This window comes from Bacillus cereus group sp. BfR-BA-01383 (assembly GCF_022663495.1).
Taxonomy (GTDB): domain Bacteria; phylum Bacillota; class Bacilli; order Bacillales; family Bacillaceae_G; genus Bacillus_A; species Bacillus_A cereus_AU.
Genome location: NZ_JAKUFP010000035.1, coordinates 1 through 19,264 on the forward strand (window position 1 = coordinate 1; position 19,264 = coordinate 19,264).

Consider the following 19,264-nt stretch of genomic DNA (forward strand, 5'->3'; position numbering starts at 1 on the left):
ACATATCTCTTTGCGCTGACTTTTTCCTTTTCAAAAGTTTTTTAACCTTGGCATCTTTGTTTATATTTCGTTCTTTCGTACCATTAGAAGCTACAAACAGCTCTTTTAAACCAACATCCATACCAATCGACTCATTGGTTAGTTCTTGTGATTCAAAGTCTTCTTGGAATCCTACACTAATCCACCAGTGACGACCATCAAATGTAACTCTTGGATTGGATGGTTTTTTGTTTCTTGGTAGTTGTTGGCTTGTTTTCACTTCTCCAATGGACTGAATATCAACTACTTTCTTTCCTATAATCAGTTTTTCATAATTGGCATAAAATCCTTGGATTAAATCTTTTTTGGATTTATAAGAAGTGTGATAACCATTTTTGTGATTTTTGAACGAATTTTTTCTCGCCTTATCAAAATCTTTTGAAGCCTGTTTTGGAACTTGTGCGTTGATGTTATTTAACCACTCATATCTCTTTCGCTTCTTGATCTTTGTAAATCGTTTCTGTAAAGCTAACTGTGGAACAGATTTTCCAAATAGCTTATAGTATCTATCACTCATTCTTTTACAATAGTTATAAGCGAATCTTGCAGCACCAGCATGGTTTCTAAGCACTTTTTCTTGTTCAGGCGTTGGAATCAGTCTGACTTTCTTCGCCAATATCATCAGAAGTCAACTCCTTGAATATCTGATTGATTTTTTCTGCTTTCGCAACATTCACGCTCTCTATTTCTAGCCACGCTGTAGTTCAATCAGCTTTAGGGATTGCCCGCAGTTAATCCTCACTACTAGCCAATCACTTGACTGGCAGGGCTTACTGATATATTTAATTAACTTTAGTTATAATTGGTTAAATAAATCGTAACAGTTAATTACCCTCTGAATGTTTTTTCAATAAAGTTTGCACAAGAGCTTCCATCTCTTTTAACGTCTCCTTATAAACAGAAAGAGAGCCTCCAAACGGATCGGAAATATCCTTACTTACACCTTCAGTTAATCCATATAGTGTATACACTTTCTCTTCATTATTAGGATAATGCCCAAGTATAATTCCCTTATGATTTTCTGTCATTGCTATTACAATATCAGCCCAATCAAGCAAAGTTTCATTTATTTGCTGTGAAGCATGATCGATTGAAATTCCCTTTTCAACGAGTGCTTCTTTCGCATAAACCGATGCATCGCTTCCAGGATAGACGAAAACACCAGCAGATTGCACTTCAAATTCACCTTCTCCGTAATGACGAAGTAAAGCCTCAGCCATCGGACTACGACACGTATTTCCAGTGCAAACAAATAGCACTCGTTTCATCTAAACCCACCCCTTTTTTCTGTTTCCTACCATTTATCATAGCGTACATTAGAATAGAACAAAAGAAATGTGAATATAGGAAAGGCGCATTTCTCTTATATTTTTTCTAAGAAAAATGCGCCTTATCCACATATATGTGAAACCCTATTTCCAAGTGCCCAAAGTATTTTATCATACATAATACACACACTACAAAACAAAATAAGGAATCCATTTCATATGAAACAGATTCCTTTCGCACAATAATTATTTCATTGTAACTTTCATTACTTCTGTTGAACCTTTTGTAGCTGTTACACCTACAGTAGTCTTAATAGACTCAGCTGCATCTGTATTTGTAATAACGATTGGCGTAATTGTACTTTTCGCTTTTTCACGGATTAATTCTAAGTCGAATGAGATTAATTTATCTCCAGCTTTTACAGCTTGGCCTTCAGAAACGTGAGCTTCAAAACCTTCGCCTTCCATTTTTACAGTTTCTAATCCAACGTGGATTAAAATTTCTGTACCATTTTTCGCTTTAATTCCAATAGCATGTTTTGTGTGGAATAATTGTACGATTTCACCATCAACTGGAGATACAACTACACCTTCAGTAGGATCGATTGCAACACCCTCACCCATCATACGACCAGCGAATACTGGATCTGGTACTTCTTCAATATTTTTCACTGCTCCAGTTAATGGAGCTACGATTGTTTCTTCATTTGTTTTTGAACCAAGACCGAATAATTTTTTAAACATAGGATAGTCCTCCTTATAATTTACCTAAAAGTTTATAGGGCAATCCCTAGTAAAGATCGGGATACATGTAAGACTTCATACTTCGAATATTATATTGTAAAAACGCTTTTGAAATAAATTACGTCATTACTAATAGACTCTTATTGTAGCGCTTCATAAAATTCCAGTCAATTCTGATTGTCTGAATAACAATAAGAAAGTTAACTCCTACTTATATTTTCTCTTTTTCTACCTGACTTGTCTAGAGGTCTTTACTACATTTTATTTTTTGTTGTTAATATGTAAAATTTATTTCATACCTTCTTCAAAAATCGCTTGACTAAAGTAAGTAACTATTTTATTATCACTTACATAAGATAAGTTAACAACTTTTAGGGGGTTTTAAAATGATGGATATCGGTCTTCTTATTATTCGTCTTATTATAGGAATTACATTCATGGGTCATGGCGCTCAAAAATTATTCGGTTGGTTCGGCGGTTACGGCTTAAAAGGCACAGGCGGCTGGATGGAATCAATCGGCTTACGCCCTGGTGTATTTATGGCATTTATGGCGGGTGCAACTGAACTATTAGGTGGTTTCTTATTCGCATCAGGTATTTTCACTGCAATTGGTTCATTATTTATCGTCGGAACAATGTTAATGGCAATCTTCACTGTTCATGGAAAAAACGGTTACTGGATCACACAAAACGGATTTGAGTACAATTTAATGTTAATCGCTGTTGCTGTCGGTGTAGCTTTAATCGGACCTGGCGCATACGTTTTACTTTAATTTTCATCTTGATTTCAAGATTCTTCAAAAGGAACTTACTTCATCGCGATTGAAGTAAGTTCCTTTTTATATAACAAAAATATTATTTTCAGCAGGAGTTTTCCACTGGCATCTTGTAAACAAACAATAAGTCGTCATATTTAGAAAGGGGATTACAACATGTTATCCATTAATCCAAACGAACAAACCGAAAAAGATAATTACAAATTACTAACAGGGAGTATCATTCCACGTCCTGTTGCATTCGTTACTTCTGTAACTAAAGATGGCGTATTGAACGGTGCACCCTATAGTTATTTCAATATCGTCGCTGCCAATCCACCACTTATCTCAGTTTCCGTACAACGAAAAGAAGGAAAACAGAAAGACACTTCCAGAAACGCAATCGAAAAAGGAGAGTTTGTCGTACATATTTCTGATGAATCTTACGTAGAAGCGATCAATGAAACAGCGGCCAATCTACCTCCAAATGAAAGTGAAATTGAACTAGCAAAACTAACACCCATTGAAAGTGACGTCATCTCCGTTCCAGGTGTGAAAGAAGCAAACATTCGAATGGAATGCGTATTAGAACGTGCAATCCCTCTTGGCGGAACGGAAAACTCACCAGCTTGCGATTTACTAATTGGACGCGTCGTTCGTTTCCACATCGCAGAACACCTATACGAAAACGGCCGTATTCACGCCGAAGAACTAAAACCAATAAGCCGCCTAGCAGGACACAACTACGCAAAACTAGGAGAACAATTTGAATTGGTGAGGCCAGTTTAAAAGTGGAAGCGGCTCACTCAGAATGGGAGGAGGATGGAGCTTCTGACGTAGAGGCGCTTTTTGCCTCGCAGGAAGACGCGAAGCCACCGACCATTCTAGCCGCTGGAACTGGATAATATTTAAAAGCGGAAGCAACTTGCTCAACTTCATCACTCAAACATAAAATCCCCCGCTTTTAGCGGGGGATTTTTTTTATAATTCTTCCTTTTTTTCCTCTAAATCCGGGAATTTCTCTTTTTTCGGTTCCCCAAGCTTAATTACTAAGAAGTATAGGGAAAGCAATGTAATAAGGAAAACAATTAAAAACGGGTATGGCGAATAAAACGCACGCGCTGCCTCCGTTTTCCCCGCAACAAACTTTAATGACTCAATATCTAAAAACTCAGCAAACATTTGTACACCGAGCATACTAAACCAGAAAACAAAAAAACTAATAATAATACCAAAAACTTGCTTTAATCTCGTCATTCTTCTCATCCTTTCTATATCTGTAATTTTTTAGTGCAATAAAGTATAGTACAAACAAAACTATGTACAGAAAGGAACTATCTTATCATTCACGAATTAACTTGATCCAACCCAAAATTGAAATTTGTAAAATAATACCCCATATAATAAGTTGTCGTAACCACCTAGGGAAAAAGGATATATAATCCAAATCCAACCAGAATGATACCACCTACTATTTCACCATATGTACCAAGCATATCTTTCACATGTCTACCAATTAGTAAACCAAACCACGCTAATAACATGCTAATAAATCCAAAAAGTAATATTGTAATAATCGTCTGTGCTCCGTAAATACCAAGACTAAGCCCTACTGAGAAACTATCTATACTGACGCCAAATGCAAATACAAATAAACTAATTCCTATAGGGGCCGTTCTAGTCTCTTCGTTTTCTAAAATAGACGAATATACGATATAAAACCCTAGTCCAATTAATAATATAGCTCCTGCAAAATGTGCCAAATCCCCATACTTCTCTGATAGGAAACGTCCTAATACCATTCCGATAAAGGGCATAATAATATGAAATATCCCGATTGTCATACCGATATACAGGATTTGTCTCAACTTTAAGGCCATCATCCCCATACCTAGGCTCACCGAAAATGCATCCATACCTAAGGCAAATGCCATAATTATTAAAGGCATTAATTGTTCAAATGTCATTCATGTCCCTCCTCGGACGTGCTACTTCAAAATATGCTTATCCGAGGAGAAATATTCTGTTGCGAAAGGTACATTATCATTCAGTAATAATATGATGTCCCGCTGCTTTTGTTAAACGATTCATAATTGCATTCCCTATTCCTTCATTCGGGAACGACTCACTAAAAATAACATCCACGTCACTTGCATCAAACGTTCTAAGCACATCATATAATTTAGTCGCAACGCTAGCTAAATCGCTTCGCACACCACAAGATAATACAACATCTGCGCTATATACATGCTGATATTCTTCTGTCGTTAATACCCCTACTTTAAATCCTTCTTCCTTTTTCTTATCCACAATATGCTGAATAAACTCGCGCGATCCTTCAATGATACTAAGTGGCGCTTTCGGTGCATAATGTGTATATTTCATTCCAGGTGATTTAGGCTTTTCCTTCTCATCCTTTAAAGCTGGATCTAAAGAAACATTTCCTATCACCGCTTCCAACTGTTCTTTCGTAATGCCACCTGGACGTAGAATCGTTGGCACTGCGCTCGTACAATCAATTACAGTTGACTCAACCCCTACTCCTGTTGCACCACCATCAACAATACCTGCAATCTTTCCATTTAAGTCTTCATATACGTGAGAAGCTAATGTTGGGCTTGGACGACCTGAACGATTCGCACTTGGTGCCGCAACAGGTACATTTGCCTCCTCAATAAGAGCAAGCGCTACTGGATGATCCGGCATCCTTACTCCAACCGTATTAAGTCCTGCCGTTACTTTCTCTGAAATCCCTTCTTTTCTAGGTAAAATAATTGTTAACGGGCCTGGCCAAAAATGTTCCATTAACTTCTCTGCAACTGGAGGAATTTCCTTCACAATCCCATCTAACTGAGATGTTGTACCTATGTGGACAATAAGTGGATTATCACTCGGTCTCCCTTTCGCTTCAAAAATTTTCGCGATCGCTTCATCATTCATCGCGTTTGCACCTAGTCCATATACTGTTTCTGTAGGGAAGGCAATCGCTTCATTTTCCTTTAATAATTTTGCTGCTTCTTGTAACTGTGGATAATATTTTTTTCTTTCCACAACATTATCCACAACCCACATATTTGTATGCATTTTTTCCCACGTCCTTTTCTACCATGAAATACTTGTCTATTTTTAGTTTACTATGATATTTATCCAAAAGACAAACAAGGTTTATCCACAAAATGTGGATAAACCTAATTAATCCGTGGATAACTTTGTGAATAGCTGACAATTTAGTATTATTGCATTTGGCTCTTTTATATTTTTACAAAAGTGTTCTAACTGTCGAATTCCCTCTGGCACGTTTTCTTTTTCTACAGTGACAAAGTCAAAAAACTGAAAGATCGTTATCGATTGTGGATGATTTGTTAGTAAGTACAATTGTCGAATATTTTTTTCTTTCATATACTGCAAAAACATTTCAAAAAAATATAAGAAAGTCTGTTTATCCACACGAGGTGTGAATAAACAAGAACGAATAAGTACATCTTCCCCACTTTGTTCATAACCAATTACAGCTCGTATTTCTTCCGCCTCTTCCAAAATCATAAATTGTACGTACAACTCATTTATTTTATCATCTTTTTTATTAGCTTGTCCGAAAAAAGAATGTAATCTTTCCACATCTGCTTTCGTAGCAAAATACACTTTCTTCATAATAAATCCCTCCTCATTTTTATATATGAGGAGGGATTTATTAATAGTACTATTTAGAGAATAAAGATGTAAAAGCCTCTACGATAAACAATTTAACTTCTGGCTTTTCCTCTTCCTCTTCTACTTTTACATACTCATTTTGTTTTTCTTGTTTTTGCTCCACAGATTTCTCCACTTTTCCCACAGTTTTTGTCTCTTCTTTACTTACAGGCTGTTCTTCGACTTTTGTTTCATTTTTTACTACTTTCTTTTCAGAAGCCGTTACTTTTTTTGCTACTTCCTTCTTTGCATCTTTCGTCTCTTTCACCTTATCCTCTTTTTTCTCTGGCGCATCTACTATATCCTCTTCAGGTTGTTTCACTTGCTCTTCTTCAGGAGACTCAGCCTTCACAACATGCTCCTCTTTTCTTACAGCTGTACCGCTCGAAAAATCTAAGAAACACATTGGCGGAAATAATACACACCACCAGTTCGCCCCTTCTCCTTCTCCAATTGTAATCAGTACTGCTTCATATTCTCCCGCTGGATAAATAAAATTCCCATATACCTTTGTAGGAAACTTTACATTCTTACTAAATTTCACTTGAAATGACTCTTTGCTTCCTTCTCTTTTTAATGTATTTGCAACTGTTTTTTCGATTTCTGGAATATGGCTTTGAATTACTTTTCTTGCCTCTTCGAATGAAGTTAGATCCGCTACCCATCCATCAATTTGTGCTTTTACTTCATCACGCACTTTACGTTTTAAAGCCTGATCTTTATCTGAATCACTATTTGCTAAAATTCGTAATCGAACGGCCTCTTTCGGAATAACAGAGGGCCCTTTCGCATCAGCTTTCATATATCCAAACTGCACAAGCAACTGTGCACCAATTAATAATAGAAGAAGATAAGCAATAACTTGTTTTTTCATTTCCTCCACCGTCCCTTCTACAAACAGTGTGGACAGACTTTCATCTTTCTAAACTATTAAATTCAAAATCTATATGAATTTTCCCATAAAAAAATAGAGTAAGGCTTATACCTTACTCCATCTCTGCAAATACCATACGGTCTTTTCCATTAATATCAAAAACAACCTCAACATGAGCATGTGGAAAAGCTTGTTGTAGCAGTCCCTTTACATCCTCACCTTGTCCTACTCCAATTTCAAACGCGACAATTGCTTTCTTCTGCAACACATTCGGCAATTCTTCCATAAAACGGCGATAAAAATCTAATCCGTCTTCACCGCCAACAAGCGCTCTCTTTGGTTCATGCTCTTTCACAACAAGAGAAAGACCACGCCAATCCTCTTCCGGTATATATGGAGGATTTGAAACAACAACATCTAACTTTTGACCTGTTTTATAAAATGGAGACAATAAATCACCGTGATAGAACGTTACTTCTGCGTCCAAAGCTTTTGCATTTTCTTTTGCAACTTCAATCGACTCCTGCGCAATATCTACCGTATACACATGAAGGTTTTCATTTTCTAAAGCAAGCGTAATAGAAATCGCTCCACTACCTGTGCCGATATCCGCTACATGAAGTTTCTCCTTACCAAAATGGCGCTCAATTCTTTCTAATACTCCCACTATAAGCTCTTCTGTTTCCGGTCTTGGTATTAATACTTCTTCATTCACAAAGAACGACCGTCCATAAAACATCTCATAACCAATCATATATTGAATAGGAATACCTTCTACATGCTTGTGGATAAACTCCGTAAAACTTTTTTCTTGTTCCGTAGTTATTTCTTCACGCATATTCATCAGTAATCCTGTTCTGTTCATCTTTAATACATGACAAAGGACAATTTCTCCCGCATTTTCATCTCGTCCATTTTCCTGTAAAAAAGAAGAAGCCCATTTCAGGGCTTCATAGACACGCATTACTCAGCTGCCTCCATCTTTTGAGCCTGATCTTCCATCACTAAGGCATTGATGAAATCATCTAACTTACCTTGTAAGATTTGATCTAGCTTTTGAATCGTTAAACCGATTCGATGGTCTGTAACACGGTTTTGCGGGAAGTTATACGTACGAATACGCTCTGAACGATCTCCCGTACCAACAGCTTGTTTACGGTTTTGATCATACTCAGCTTGTGCTTCTTGTCTAAACTTATCATAAACACGTGCGCGTAATACTTTCATCGCTTTTTCTTTATTCTTAATCTGTGATTTCTCATCCTGACAAGATACAACTACACCAGTCGGTAAATGCGTTAAACGCACCGCTGACATCGTTGTATTAACACTCTGTCCACCAGGACCACTAGAAGCGAATGTATCAACACGAACATCTTTCTCATGAATATCGATTTCTACTTCTTCTGCCTCTGGTAATACAGCTACAGTTGCTGTAGATGTATGAATACGTCCACCAGATTCTGTTTCAGGAACACGTTGTACACGGTGAGCGCCATTCTCGAATTTCAGCTTCGCGAATGCACCTTTACCGTTAATCATAAAGATAATCTCTTTATATCCGCCTAATTCTGTATAGCTAGCCTCGATAATTTCCGTTTTCCAGCCTTGTACCTCAGCGTAACGGCTGTACATACGGTATAAGTCACCAGCAAATAAAGCCGCCTCATCGCCACCAGCAGCTCCACGAACCTCAACGATAACGTTCTTATCATCGTTAGGGTCTTTTGGAACAAGTAAAATTTTCAGACGCTCTGACAATTCTTTATCTTGTCCTTCTAATTCAGAAACCTCTTCTTTTACCATGTCACGCATATCAGCGTCTAACTTATCTTCTAACATTGCTTTCGCATCTCTTAATTGCTCACGAACATCTTTATACTCACGGTACACCTCTACCGTTTCCTGCATATCAGATTGTTCCTTTGAATATTCACGAAGCTTGTTTGTATCACTAATAATTTCTGGGTCACTTAACAATTCATTTAACTTCTCATAACGATCTTCTACAGCTTGCAAACGATCTAACACATCATTCACCTCTACATCCTAGTATCTAATACAAATAGTATATGGTACTTACTCAAAAAAACGCAAATTATATTTAAAAGTACAAGCGGCTCGCTCAGAATGGGAGGAGGTTGGAGCTTCTGAAAGAGAGTCCAGGAAGAAGCGAAACCACCGACCATTCTAGCCGCTGGAGCTAGATAATATTTAAAAGTGCAAGCGGCTCGCACCGCTCATTCTCTCTATTTTGAAAAAAACCCGCCCTACATAGCGAGTTTTACTTATCTTTGTTTGTAGGTACTGCATGACAATGACGGCAACGTGGTTCATACGACTCTGAAGCCCCAACTAAAATGATTGGATCATCAAATGCCGCTGGTTCTCCATCAATTAAACGTTGCGTACGACTTGCTGGAGATCCACATTCAGAACAAACTGCCTGCAATTTAGTTACATGTTCAGCGATCGCCATTAGCTGAGGAACTTGTCCAAATGGTAGACCACGGAAATCTTGGTCTAAACCAGCTACAATGACACGATAGCCACGATTTGCCAATATTTGCACCACTTCCACAATGTCCCCATCAAAAAATTGCACCTCATCGATTGCAATAACATCCATTTCTTCTGTTACATGGTTAAATATATCTTTTGAAGCTGAAACAGACACCGCTTTAACCTTTGACCCATTATGTGATACAACATCTTCTTCACTATAACGATTATCAATACATGGTTTAAATACAATCGCATGTTGTTTCGCAAATTGCGTACGGCGTATACGGCGGATGAGCTCTTCTGATTTTCCAGAAAACATACTCCCGCAAATCACTTCAATCCAACCACTTTGATTCATTAAGTACATTGAGCTCTCCTTTCATCTACTTTCCTAATCCAAAGTAGGGTAAAGGTTTAATATTTTTGCAAAAAAAACAGACAAGCGAATACATACACTTGCCTGTTTTATGTTCTTTATTACTTAATACCGTATTTCTTATTGAAGCGGTCAACACGTCCGTCTGCAGTAGCAAACTTCTGACGTCCAGTGTAGAATGGGTGAGAATCAGAACTGATCTCAATTTTTAGTAATGGATAAGTGTTACCATCTTCCCACTCAACAGTTTCGCTAGAGCCTTTAGTAGACCCGCTTAAGAATTTGAAGCCTGTGTTCGTGTCCATAAATACAACTTTATTGTAATTTGGATGGATTCCTGCTTTCATTCTTTTCATCTCCTTCCGCCCTGAATCATTTTCGAAACAGAGTTTTTCATCTTCAGCTGCTTACACAACTATATTGATGAAACACATATGATGAAATTATAACAAGGCTAACTCCATTTTGCAACTACCTGTTTTTGTCTTTTTAAAAATTAAAAGTACAAGCGGCTCGCTCAGAATGGGAGGGCACTTAAAGCTCTCGACCCAAATATGATTTTCATCTCAAAAAACAAAATTATTTCCATATATTACTCTCTCTAATATTCCCTTAAAAACATAAAAAAACTCGCTTACTATGAAATAAGCGAGTCCCAATCTTTTCCCTTTACTTAGTTGTTACATACCTTTTTGAGTCTGCAACAATGTTTTGTAAAAATTCTTCATTTGTCTTTGTTTGACGAAGTTTACGCAAGAAACCTTCAACAAAGTCTGGTGTATCACGCATTGTTTTACGAATACCCCATAATTTGTCTAAATGTTCTTTCGGAATTAATAGATCTTCTTTACGCGTACCAGAGCGACGAATATCAATCGCTGGGAAGATACGACGCTCAGCTAATGAACGATCTAGGTGAAGTTCCATATTTCCAGTTCCTTTAAATTCCTCATAAATTACATCATCCATACGAGACCCTGTATCAACGAGCGCTGTTGCTAAGATCGTTAAGCTACCGCCTTCTTCAATATTACGCGCAGCTCCAAAGAAACGCTTCGGTCTATGGAAGGCAGCTGGGTCGATACCACCCGATAATGTTCTACCACTTGGTGGAATAACAAGGTTGTAAGCTCGCGCTAAACGGGTAATACTATCCATTAAAATGATAACATCTTTTTTGTGCTCTACAAGACGCATTGCACGTTCTAACACAAGTTCAGCTACTTTAATATGATTTTCTGGTACTTCATCAAAAGTAGAACTTACAACATCTCCTTTAACAGAACGTTCAATGTCTGTTACTTCCTCTGGACGCTCATCAATTAAAAGTACAATTAATTCTGCTTCCGGATGATTTGTTGTAACACTGTGCGCGATTTCTTTTAATAGACTTGTTTTACCTGCCTTTGGAGGCGCGACAATTAAACCACGTTGTCCAAATCCAACTGGTGCGATTAGATCCATGATGCGTGTCGGTAACTTTTTCGGTTCCGTTTCCAATTTCATTTGGCGATCTGGGTATAATGGTGTTAATGCAGGGAAATGCACACGCTCTTTTGCTGACTCTGGATCATCTCCGTTTACAGCTTCAACTTGTAACAATCCAAAATAGCGTTCATTTTCTTTCGGAGGTCGTACTTTACCAGAAACTTTATCTCCATTACGTAAATCGAAACGACGAATTTGCGAAGCCGAGATATAAATATCTTCTGAGCTTGGAGAGTAGTTGATAGGACGTAGGAATCCAAATCCTTCTGATTGAATAATTTCTAATACACCTTCCATGAAAAAGAAACCTTCTTTTTCTGCTCGAGCTTTTAAAATAGCGAAGATTAACTCTTTTTTCGTTAATTTGCTATAATACGAAATCTTAAATTCTTTCGCAAGCTCGTATAATTCTTTTAATTTCATGTTTTCTAATGCTGCAATTGACAAATTCATTCAGACACCACACTTTAACGTTATTCTCTATTCAAATGGGTAAAGGGAAAAAATACGGAAGGCAAATAATTAATAATGAAAGGCAATAAGTTCAAGTAGGGTAATATTCACTATTGTAACCCTTTTATCTAGTTTTAATCAATACGTTGAAACACAAATACAAGAAGCGAAGACAAGAAAATTTGTCTTCGCTTTTTATATTTCGTTCTTTTTTCTACTCACCTGATTTTAAGGAAGAATAGATAAGGCATTTAACTCTCTCGTTTGAAGCAAAAAGCGCTTCAAACGAGAGAGCTCCAATGCCCTACGATTCTGAACGAGCCGCTTCCACTTTTTACTTAATCCAGCTTCAGCAGCTAGAATGGTCGGTGGCTTCACTTCTTCCTCCCATTTTCTGAACGAGCTGCTTACGCTTTTTACTTAATAACCAAGTTCGGTTTTTTATTTAAGCTATGACGCCCGTCTACGAAGCGCACTGTACCTGATTTCGCACGCATAACAAGGGATTGTGTTGTTCCTACACTACCTTTAAATTGAACACCGCGTAATAGTTCTCCGTCTGTTACACCAGTTGCAGCAAAGATTGCATCGTCACCTCTTACTAAGTCTTCCATACGAAGGATGCGATTTATATCTTCAATGCCCATTTTTTTGCAACGTTCTAATTCAGCTTCGTCTTGTGGTAAGAGCTTTCCTTGAATTTCTCCACCTAAGCATTTTAACGCAACCGCAGCTAATACACCTTCAGGAGCCCCACCAGAACCGAATAAAATATCTACACCTGTACGGTCAAATGCTGTATTGATTGCTCCAGCTACATCTCCATCGTTAATTAACTTAATACGAGCACCAGCCTTACGAATTTCTTCAATAATTGCTTGATGACGTGGACGGTTTAAAACTGTCGCTACAACATCTTCAATATCTTTATTCTTCGCTTTCGCAACAGCGCGTAGGTTATCGATAATAGGTGCGTCAATATCAACTGCCCCAACTGCTTCTGGGCCAACCGCAATCTTATCCATGTACATGTCAGGAGCATGTAACAAATTACCGTGATCTGCAATTGCAATAACAGCAAGTGCATTCCATCCGCCAGCTGCTACGATGTTTGTCCCTTCTAAAGGATCAACTGCAACGTCTACGCGCGGACCATATCCTGTACCTAATTTCTCTCCGATATACAGCATTGGCGCTTCATCCATTTCACCTTCACCAATTACAACTGTACCTTTCATCGGAATTGTATCAAATACATCACGCATAGCTGATGTTGCTGCACCGTCTGCTTCATCCTTTTTCCCGCGTCCCATCCAACGCGCTGATGATAATGCTGCAGCCTCTGTTACACGTACTAACTCCATAGATAAACTTCTTTCCAAGATAATCCCTCTCCTTTAAGTCTTTAATATTTCTGCCGTATTTTGTGAACCGTGTTTTTTTATAAAGTGCACTTCCGCTAACGATGATTCTTCGCTCCCCATTAACGGAGGTCTCACCACTTTAAGCGTTCTTCATTTCTTCAATCTCTTGCTTTGTCATTTGTTCTCGCCAAATGTTTGCACCAAGCCCTTTAAGCTTGTCTACTATATTTTCATAACCTCGATCAATATGTTCAAGTCCTGTCACTTCTGTAATTCCATCCGCCATTAATCCTGCAATAACAAGTGCAGCTCCAGCTCGCAAATCACTTGCTTTCACTTTTGCACCTTGCAATAAAACAGGGCTAGTTACAATTGCCGAACGGCCTTCTACTTTAATTTGTGCATTCATACGACGCAGTTCATCAATATGTTTGAAACGTGCACCGTAAATTGTATCTGTGACAACACCCGTCCCGTGTGCTTTTGTTAAAAGCGTCGTGAATGGCTGTTGCAGATCTGTTGGGAACCCTGGATATACAAGCGTTTTTACATCAACTACTTTCAACCTTCTATTACCGTTCACTGTAATTTGGTCATCGCTTGTTTCAACTTGAACACCAGCTTCTCTTAGTTTCGCAGTAACTGACTCTAAATGCTGAGGAATAACATTATCAACTGTTACTTCTCCTCCTGATGCAGCTCCTAAAATCATATACGTACCAGCTTCAATACGATCTGGAATGATAGTGTGGTGACAACCGTGTAAAGAATCCACACCATCAATTCGGATTACATCTGTACCAGCACCTTTAATGCGTGCTCCCATACTTGTTAATAATGTGGCCACATCAATGATTTCTGGCTCTTTCGCTGCATTTTCAATAACAGTTCTACCTTTCGCTCGTACAGCTGCTAGCATAATATTAATCGTAGCTCCTACACTAACAACATCTAAATAAATACGCGCCCCACGTAGCTCATCTGCTCTTAAATAAATGGCACCTTGTTCATTTGTAACATGTGTCCCTAACGCTTCAAACCCTTTAATATGCTGATCAATCGGTCGTGGCCCTAAATGACATCCACCTGGAAGCCCAATAACAGCTTTTTTAAAACGGCCAAGCATTGCACCCATCAAATAATAAGAAGCGCGCAATTTTTTCACTTTTCCATTTGGTAAAGGCATCGCAACCATGTTAGAAGGATCGACTACCATCTCTTCTTCATGCCCATAAGTTACTTTCCCTCCAATTTCCTCTAGTAAGTCTCCTAACATTTTCACGTCCGAAATATTAGGAACGCCACCGATAGTTACTGGAGTGTCTGCTAAAATCGTCGCTGGAATTAGTGCAACAGCACTGTTCTTTGCACCACTCACACGAATTGTTCCATTTAAAGCTCTTCCGCCTTCAATTAGCAATTTTTCCATATTGAGCTCCCTTCTTGTGAATGTATTTATCTTCTACCTCTTTTTAAAAAGAAGTAGAAGATCCCCCAGAATCTCAATCACTCTTTCCACCCTAAAAACCATCACCTACAGTTCCCCTGTAGTATAAATAGGTGAAGGTTAACTATTCATCGAATTATAAATCAGATACTTATCACATTTATTAATAGGACTATGCACATTACTTTCTATATTTAAAGCTTCAAAAATTTACTTTATAAAATCTTTAGACTTGTTCACGCTTTCATTATACAACGAAAGGAAACCGTCTAAAAGACTAGACGGTTTCCAAAACGGAATTTTATTATTACGCTTTACCGTTAGAACCGAACTCACGCATTTTACCAGCAACAGTTGCTTTAATAGCGTCGCGGCCAGGTCCAATAAATTTACGAGGATCGTAAACTTCTTGGTCTTTGTTTAATACTTCACGAACAGCTTTTGTAAACTCAATTTGGTTCTCAGTGTTTACATTGATTTTTGAAGTACCTAAAGAAATAGCTTTTACGATATCAGCAGTTGGGATACCAGTACCACCGTGTAATACTAAAGGTACGCCAGTGAAGTCACGAACTTGTTCCATTTCAGCGAATCCTAAGTTAGGCTCACCTTTGTAAGGACCGTGTACAGAACCTAAAGCTGGAGCTAGGCAGTCGATACCAGTTGCTTCAACAAGGTGTTTACACTCTGCAGGATCAGCATAAATTACGCCTTCAGCAATTACGTCGTCTTCTTGTCCGCCAACTGTTCCAAGCTCAGCTTCAACAGATACGTTACGAGCGTGTGCATATTCTACTACTTTTTTAGTAGTTTCAACGTTTTCTTCGAATGGGTGGTGAGAAGCGTCGATCATTACAGATGTGAAACCTGCATCGATTGCTTCTTTACACTTCTCAAAGCTTGAACCATGGTCAAGGTGAATCGCTACAGGAACAGAAATGTTCATTTCTTCGATTAAAGCTTTAACCATAGCTACAACTGTTTTGAAACCAGTCATATGACGAGCTGCACCCTCAGATACACCTAGGATTACAGGAGATTTTTCTTCTTCCGCAGCAGCTAAGATAGCTTGAGTCCACTCTAAGTTGTTCATGTTGAATTGACCAACTGCGTATTTTCCTTCTAGTGCTTTGTTTAGCATTTCTTTCATAGAAACTAAAGGCATGGTGAATCCTCCTAAAAAACGTTTTTTGTATCCGATAAGTTCTTATCGCTGGTAGTATGACCTGGATAAGGTAAAATATGTATATCTACATACCGGACTTCTTTCTACACTCAATAGGATAACAACTTGTACTCAAAAACTCAACCGTATTCACCTGCTCAATAGTCCATGTAAACGCTTTTTTCCATATTTTTTATAAAAAATTCATTTTTACGCCTCTACAGCGAGCTCATTTCTCACAGCTTGACGAATTTCATCAATATCAAACGGTTTAGCAAAGTGCATTAAAGCTCCTAAATCTTTAGCCTCTTGGATCATATCAAGCTCTCCATACGCAGTCATTAAAATTACTTTAATACTCTCATCAATTTCCTTTACATGCTTTAAAATTTCTATACCATCCATACCTGGAATTTTCATATCTAACACTACTAAATCTGGATTATCTTTTTTCACGATATCTAAAGCTTGAAATCCATTCGCTGCTTGGAACGTCTGATAACCTTCTTTTTGGAACACTTCATGCAATAACACACGAATGCCATATTGATCATCAACGATTAAAATTTTCCCTTCCATAACTCCCAACCTTTCTGTGTAAGTACAAGATTTACAGCTTCTTATATCTTATCGATTTATTTTCGCTATTCTTTGCCAAATTCCTTCCTATTCTTTCTCATTTTACCGTTTACTATTTCGTTATGCTACCCCTACGATTTCCCCTTCTTAAAAAAAATGAGCTATAATGAGAACCGGCGAACACGAAAGGAAGGAGCGACAACATGTTAAAAATTTTCTCAACTCAATTAGGTGGATATTTCTCTAGAATTTCCCAAAAAGAAGAAATGAACTTAGAAGATAGCGCTCGCCTACTTGCCCAGGCATTAGTTGGCGACGGATTCATTTACTTGCACGGTACAAACGAAATGGAAGGCATTGTTTCAGAAGCATTATTCGGTGCTGAACCAATGAAACAAGCAAAACGTTTAATAGAAAACGGCGAACTGGCAACTGTAACCTCTGCGGACCGTGTGCTTCTTATTAGTCGTTTTTCGACGGATGAAGAAATTGTAAAGATCGCAAAAAAACTTCAAGAAGAAGGTCAATCTAGCGTTGGAATCTCGGCTATTCAAGAAGGTACGGAATCACTGGAACAATACACAGATGTACATATCGATACAAAACTGTTAAAAGGCCTTATTCCAGATGATGAAGGTAACCGCTATGGGTTCCCAAGTTTAATTGTAGCTTTATTTGCTTATCACGGATTGAAATTTACAATTGATGAAATGTTAAATGAATATTAAAAAAAGCGCCCTATTTCAGGCGCTTTTTTTATTACTTGCTCTCTTTATTCGTAATAGACGCTCTTACGAAGTCATGGAACAATGGTTGTGGACGGTTTGGACGAGATACAAGTTCTGGATGGAACTGTGCTGCCACGAACCAAGGATGTTCTTTTAATTCAATGATTTCAACTAAACGACCGTCTGGGCTTGTACCAGAGAATACAAATCCTGCTTTTTCCATATCCGGACGGAATTGATTGTTGAACTCATAACGATGACGATGACGCTCATATACAACTGGCTCATTGTAAGCATTGTAAGCATTTGTTTCTTCAGCAAGCTTACATGGGTATAGACCAAGACGAAGTGTACCACCTAAGTCTTCCACATCTTTTTGTTCTGGTAATAAGTCAATGATTGCATAAGGCGTGTCAGGATTAATTTCAGAAGAGTTAGCTCCTTCTAATCCTAATACATTACGTGCAAATTCGATTGATGCAAGTTGCATACCTAAGCAAATTCCTAAGAATGGAACTTTGTTTTCACGAGCATATTGAATTGCAACGATTTTACCTTCTACTCCACGATCGCCGAAGCCACCTGGTACAAGGATACCGTCTGTATCGCCAACTAATTCTTTTACGTTCTCTGCTGTTACGTGCTCAGCATTTACCCATTTTACTTCTACATCTGTATCGAATGAGTAACCAGCATGACGAAGTGCTTCTACAACAGAAATGTATGCATCTTGAAGCTCTACGTATTTACCAACAAGAGCGATTTTTGTTTTCTTAGAAAGGTTACGTACTTTATCAACTAGCGCAGTCCACTCTGTCATATCTGCAGCTGGATTGTCTAATTTCAAGTGATCACAAACGATTTGGTCCATATTTTGTTCTTGAAGAGATAATGGAACCGCATATAAAGTATCTGCATCACGTGCTTCGATAACCGCTTTTGTATCGATGTCACAGAATAATGCAAGCTTGTCTTTCATGTCCTGAGAAACAGGCAATTCTGTACGAACAACGATAATATTTGGTTGAATACCTAAGCTACGAAGCTCTTTAACGCTATGTTGCGTTGGTTTTGTTTTCATTTCACCCGCTGCTTTTAAGTACGGGATTAACGTACAGTGAATGTACATTACGTTGTCACGACCGATGTCGCTCTTAATTTGACGGATTGCTTCTAAGAATGGTAGAGACTCAATATCACCAACAGTTCCACCGATTTCTGTAATAACAACGTCCGCGTTTGTTTCGCGACCAGAACGGTATACGCGCTCTTTAATTTCGTTAGTAATGTGAGGAATAACTTGAACTGTTCCTCCTAAATATTCACCACGACGCTCTTTTTGAAGAACTGAAGAGTAAATTTTACCTGTTGTTACGTTGCTGTATTTGTTTAAGTTAATGTCGATAAAACGCTCATAGTGACCAAGGTCTAAGTCAGTTTCTGCGCCATCATCTGTTACGAATACCTCACCGTGTTGGTATGGGCTCATAGTCCCTGGGTCTACGTTAATGTACGGATCAAATTTTTGAATCGTTACGTTTAAACCACGATTTTTTAATAATCTTCCAAGAGATGCTGCTGTAATACCTTTTCCTAAAGACGATACTACACCGCCTGTTACAAAAATATACTTAGTCATGAAAAAGCTCCCTTCTACTTTGCTGTTATATAATCACCGTTGCAAAGCGCAACGTATGTAGATAACACTGTATCCATCTTATTGTTAGACTCTTTTTATTTTCTAAACAAAAAACAAAAAAGAAAATTGCTCCCCTCATCACATAAAGTA

22 protein-coding genes are annotated in these 19,264 nt (G+C 38.1%); 3 read left to right on the forward strand and 19 right to left on the reverse strand.

Going from position 1 to position 19,264, the window contains the following annotated elements:
- From MR065_RS22500 to MR065_RS22510, 3 genes are all read right to left on the reverse strand, one after another.
- Positions 1 to 661: RNA-guided endonuclease InsQ/TnpB family protein (locus tag MR065_RS22500; protein ID WP_242215118.1), on the reverse strand; the 661-nt coding region annotated here is incomplete at its 3' end.
- Between the two features lie 202 nt (positions 662 to 863).
- Positions 864 to 1,307 (reverse strand): low molecular weight protein arginine phosphatase, encoded by a 444-nt coding sequence (locus tag MR065_RS22505; RefSeq protein ID WP_242215119.1) that lies wholly within the window; start codon positions 1,305 to 1,307, stop codon positions 864 to 866.
- A gap of 246 nt (positions 1,308 to 1,553) precedes the next feature.
- Positions 1,554 to 2,051, reverse strand: coding sequence for a PTS sugar transporter subunit IIA (locus tag MR065_RS22510; RefSeq protein ID WP_097902988.1), 498 nt, complete (start codon positions 2,049 to 2,051; stop codon positions 1,554 to 1,556).
- Positions 2,052 to 2,437: 386 nt separating this feature from the next.
- Between MR065_RS22510 and MR065_RS22515 the strand changes: the two genes are divergently transcribed.
- Complete coding sequence (locus MR065_RS22515) at positions 2,438 to 2,824, forward strand: DoxX family protein (RefSeq protein WP_064476105.1); 387 nt, start codon at positions 2,438 to 2,440, stop codon at positions 2,822 to 2,824.
- A gap of 159 nt (positions 2,825 to 2,983) precedes the next feature.
- Positions 2,984 to 3,595, forward strand: a complete 612-nt coding sequence (locus MR065_RS22520; protein WP_242215120.1) for a flavin reductase family protein — start codon at positions 2,984 to 2,986, stop codon at positions 3,593 to 3,595.
- 192 nt (positions 3,596 to 3,787) lie between these two features.
- Here MR065_RS22520 and MR065_RS22525 read toward each other — a convergent pair whose 3' ends face one another.
- From MR065_RS22525 to spo0F, 15 genes are all read right to left on the reverse strand, one after another.
- On the reverse strand, positions 3,788 to 4,063 hold the full coding sequence (locus MR065_RS22525) for a DUF3935 domain-containing protein (protein WP_242215121.1): 276 nt from the start codon (positions 4,061 to 4,063) through the stop codon (positions 3,788 to 3,790).
- A gap of 164 nt (positions 4,064 to 4,227) precedes the next feature.
- Positions 4,228 to 4,773, reverse strand: coding sequence for a manganese efflux pump MntP (locus tag MR065_RS22530; RefSeq protein WP_242215122.1), 546 nt, complete (start codon positions 4,771 to 4,773; stop codon positions 4,228 to 4,230).
- A 76-nt stretch (positions 4,774 to 4,849) separates the two neighbouring features.
- Complete coding sequence (locus tag MR065_RS22535; RefSeq protein ID WP_242215123.1) at positions 4,850 to 5,890, reverse strand: L-threonylcarbamoyladenylate synthase; 1,041 nt, start codon at positions 5,888 to 5,890, stop codon at positions 4,850 to 4,852.
- A 108-nt stretch (positions 5,891 to 5,998) separates the two neighbouring features.
- The gene (locus MR065_RS22540; protein WP_242215124.1) at positions 5,999 to 6,457 is read right to left on the reverse strand and encodes a GNAT family N-acetyltransferase; all 459 of its coding nucleotides are present in this window, start codon (positions 6,455 to 6,457) and stop codon (positions 5,999 to 6,001) included.
- 49 nt (positions 6,458 to 6,506) lie between these two features.
- Positions 6,507 to 7,370, reverse strand: coding sequence for a stage II sporulation protein R (gene spoIIR, locus MR065_RS22545; protein WP_242215125.1), 864 nt, complete (start codon positions 7,368 to 7,370; stop codon positions 6,507 to 6,509).
- A 112-nt stretch (positions 7,371 to 7,482) separates the two neighbouring features.
- Positions 7,483 to 8,334, reverse strand: coding sequence for a peptide chain release factor N(5)-glutamine methyltransferase (gene prmC, locus MR065_RS22550; RefSeq protein ID WP_242215126.1), 852 nt, complete (start codon positions 8,332 to 8,334; stop codon positions 7,483 to 7,485).
- On the reverse strand, positions 8,334 to 9,401 hold the full coding sequence (prfA, locus tag MR065_RS22555; protein ID WP_242215142.1) for a peptide chain release factor 1: 1,068 nt from the start codon (positions 9,399 to 9,401) through the stop codon (positions 8,334 to 8,336). Before prfA ends, prmC begins: the two co-directional genes overlap by 1 nt.
- A 253-nt stretch (positions 9,402 to 9,654) precedes the next feature.
- Complete coding sequence (locus MR065_RS22560) at positions 9,655 to 10,242, reverse strand: thymidine kinase (RefSeq protein ID WP_097902996.1); 588 nt, start codon at positions 10,240 to 10,242, stop codon at positions 9,655 to 9,657.
- Positions 10,243 to 10,352: 110 nt separating this feature from the next.
- A complete protein-coding gene (locus MR065_RS22565; RefSeq protein WP_000643447.1) occupies positions 10,353 to 10,598 on the reverse strand; it encodes a type B 50S ribosomal protein L31 in 246 nt (81 codons plus the stop codon).
- A gap of 322 nt (positions 10,599 to 10,920) precedes the next feature.
- Positions 10,921 to 12,192: a transcription termination factor Rho gene (gene rho / locus MR065_RS22570; protein ID WP_001053898.1), complete on the reverse strand. Its 1,272-nt coding sequence runs from the start codon at positions 12,190 to 12,192 to the stop codon at positions 10,921 to 10,923.
- 228 nt (positions 12,193 to 12,420) lie between these two features.
- On the reverse strand, positions 12,421 to 12,570 hold the full coding sequence (locus tag MR065_RS22575) for a hypothetical protein (protein WP_242215127.1): 150 nt from the start codon (positions 12,568 to 12,570) through the stop codon (positions 12,421 to 12,423).
- Between the two features lie 38 nt (positions 12,571 to 12,608).
- Complete coding sequence (gene glpX / locus MR065_RS22580; protein WP_242215128.1) at positions 12,609 to 13,574, reverse strand: class II fructose-bisphosphatase; 966 nt, start codon at positions 13,572 to 13,574, stop codon at positions 12,609 to 12,611.
- Positions 13,575 to 13,695: 121 nt separating this feature from the next.
- Positions 13,696 to 14,985 carry a UDP-N-acetylglucosamine 1-carboxyvinyltransferase gene (murA, locus tag MR065_RS22585; RefSeq protein ID WP_242215129.1) on the reverse strand — a complete coding sequence of 430 codons (1,290 nt, stop codon included), beginning with the start codon at positions 14,983 to 14,985 and terminating at the stop codon, positions 13,696 to 13,698.
- Between the two features lie 325 nt (positions 14,986 to 15,310).
- Positions 15,311 to 16,168 (reverse strand): class II fructose-bisphosphate aldolase, encoded by an 858-nt coding sequence (locus MR065_RS22590; RefSeq protein ID WP_001131847.1) that lies wholly within the window; start codon positions 16,166 to 16,168, stop codon positions 15,311 to 15,313.
- Positions 16,169 to 16,378: 210 nt separating this feature from the next.
- Positions 16,379 to 16,747, reverse strand: coding sequence for a sporulation initiation phosphotransferase Spo0F (spo0F, locus tag MR065_RS22595; RefSeq protein WP_000398594.1), 369 nt, complete (start codon positions 16,745 to 16,747; stop codon positions 16,379 to 16,381).
- A 203-nt stretch (positions 16,748 to 16,950) separates the two neighbouring features.
- Here spo0F and MR065_RS22600 point away from each other — a divergent pair, with 203 nt between their 5' ends.
- Positions 16,951 to 17,475, forward strand: coding sequence for a DUF2529 domain-containing protein (locus MR065_RS22600; RefSeq protein WP_097903000.1), 525 nt, complete (start codon positions 16,951 to 16,953; stop codon positions 17,473 to 17,475).
- 31 nt (positions 17,476 to 17,506) lie between these two features.
- On the opposite strand, the gene pyrG is transcribed toward MR065_RS22600, so the two are convergent.
- Positions 17,507 to 19,114 (reverse strand): CTP synthase, encoded by a 1,608-nt coding sequence (gene pyrG, locus MR065_RS22605; protein WP_097903001.1) that lies wholly within the window; start codon positions 19,112 to 19,114, stop codon positions 17,507 to 17,509.
- Positions 19,115 to 19,264: the final 150 nt, after the last annotated feature.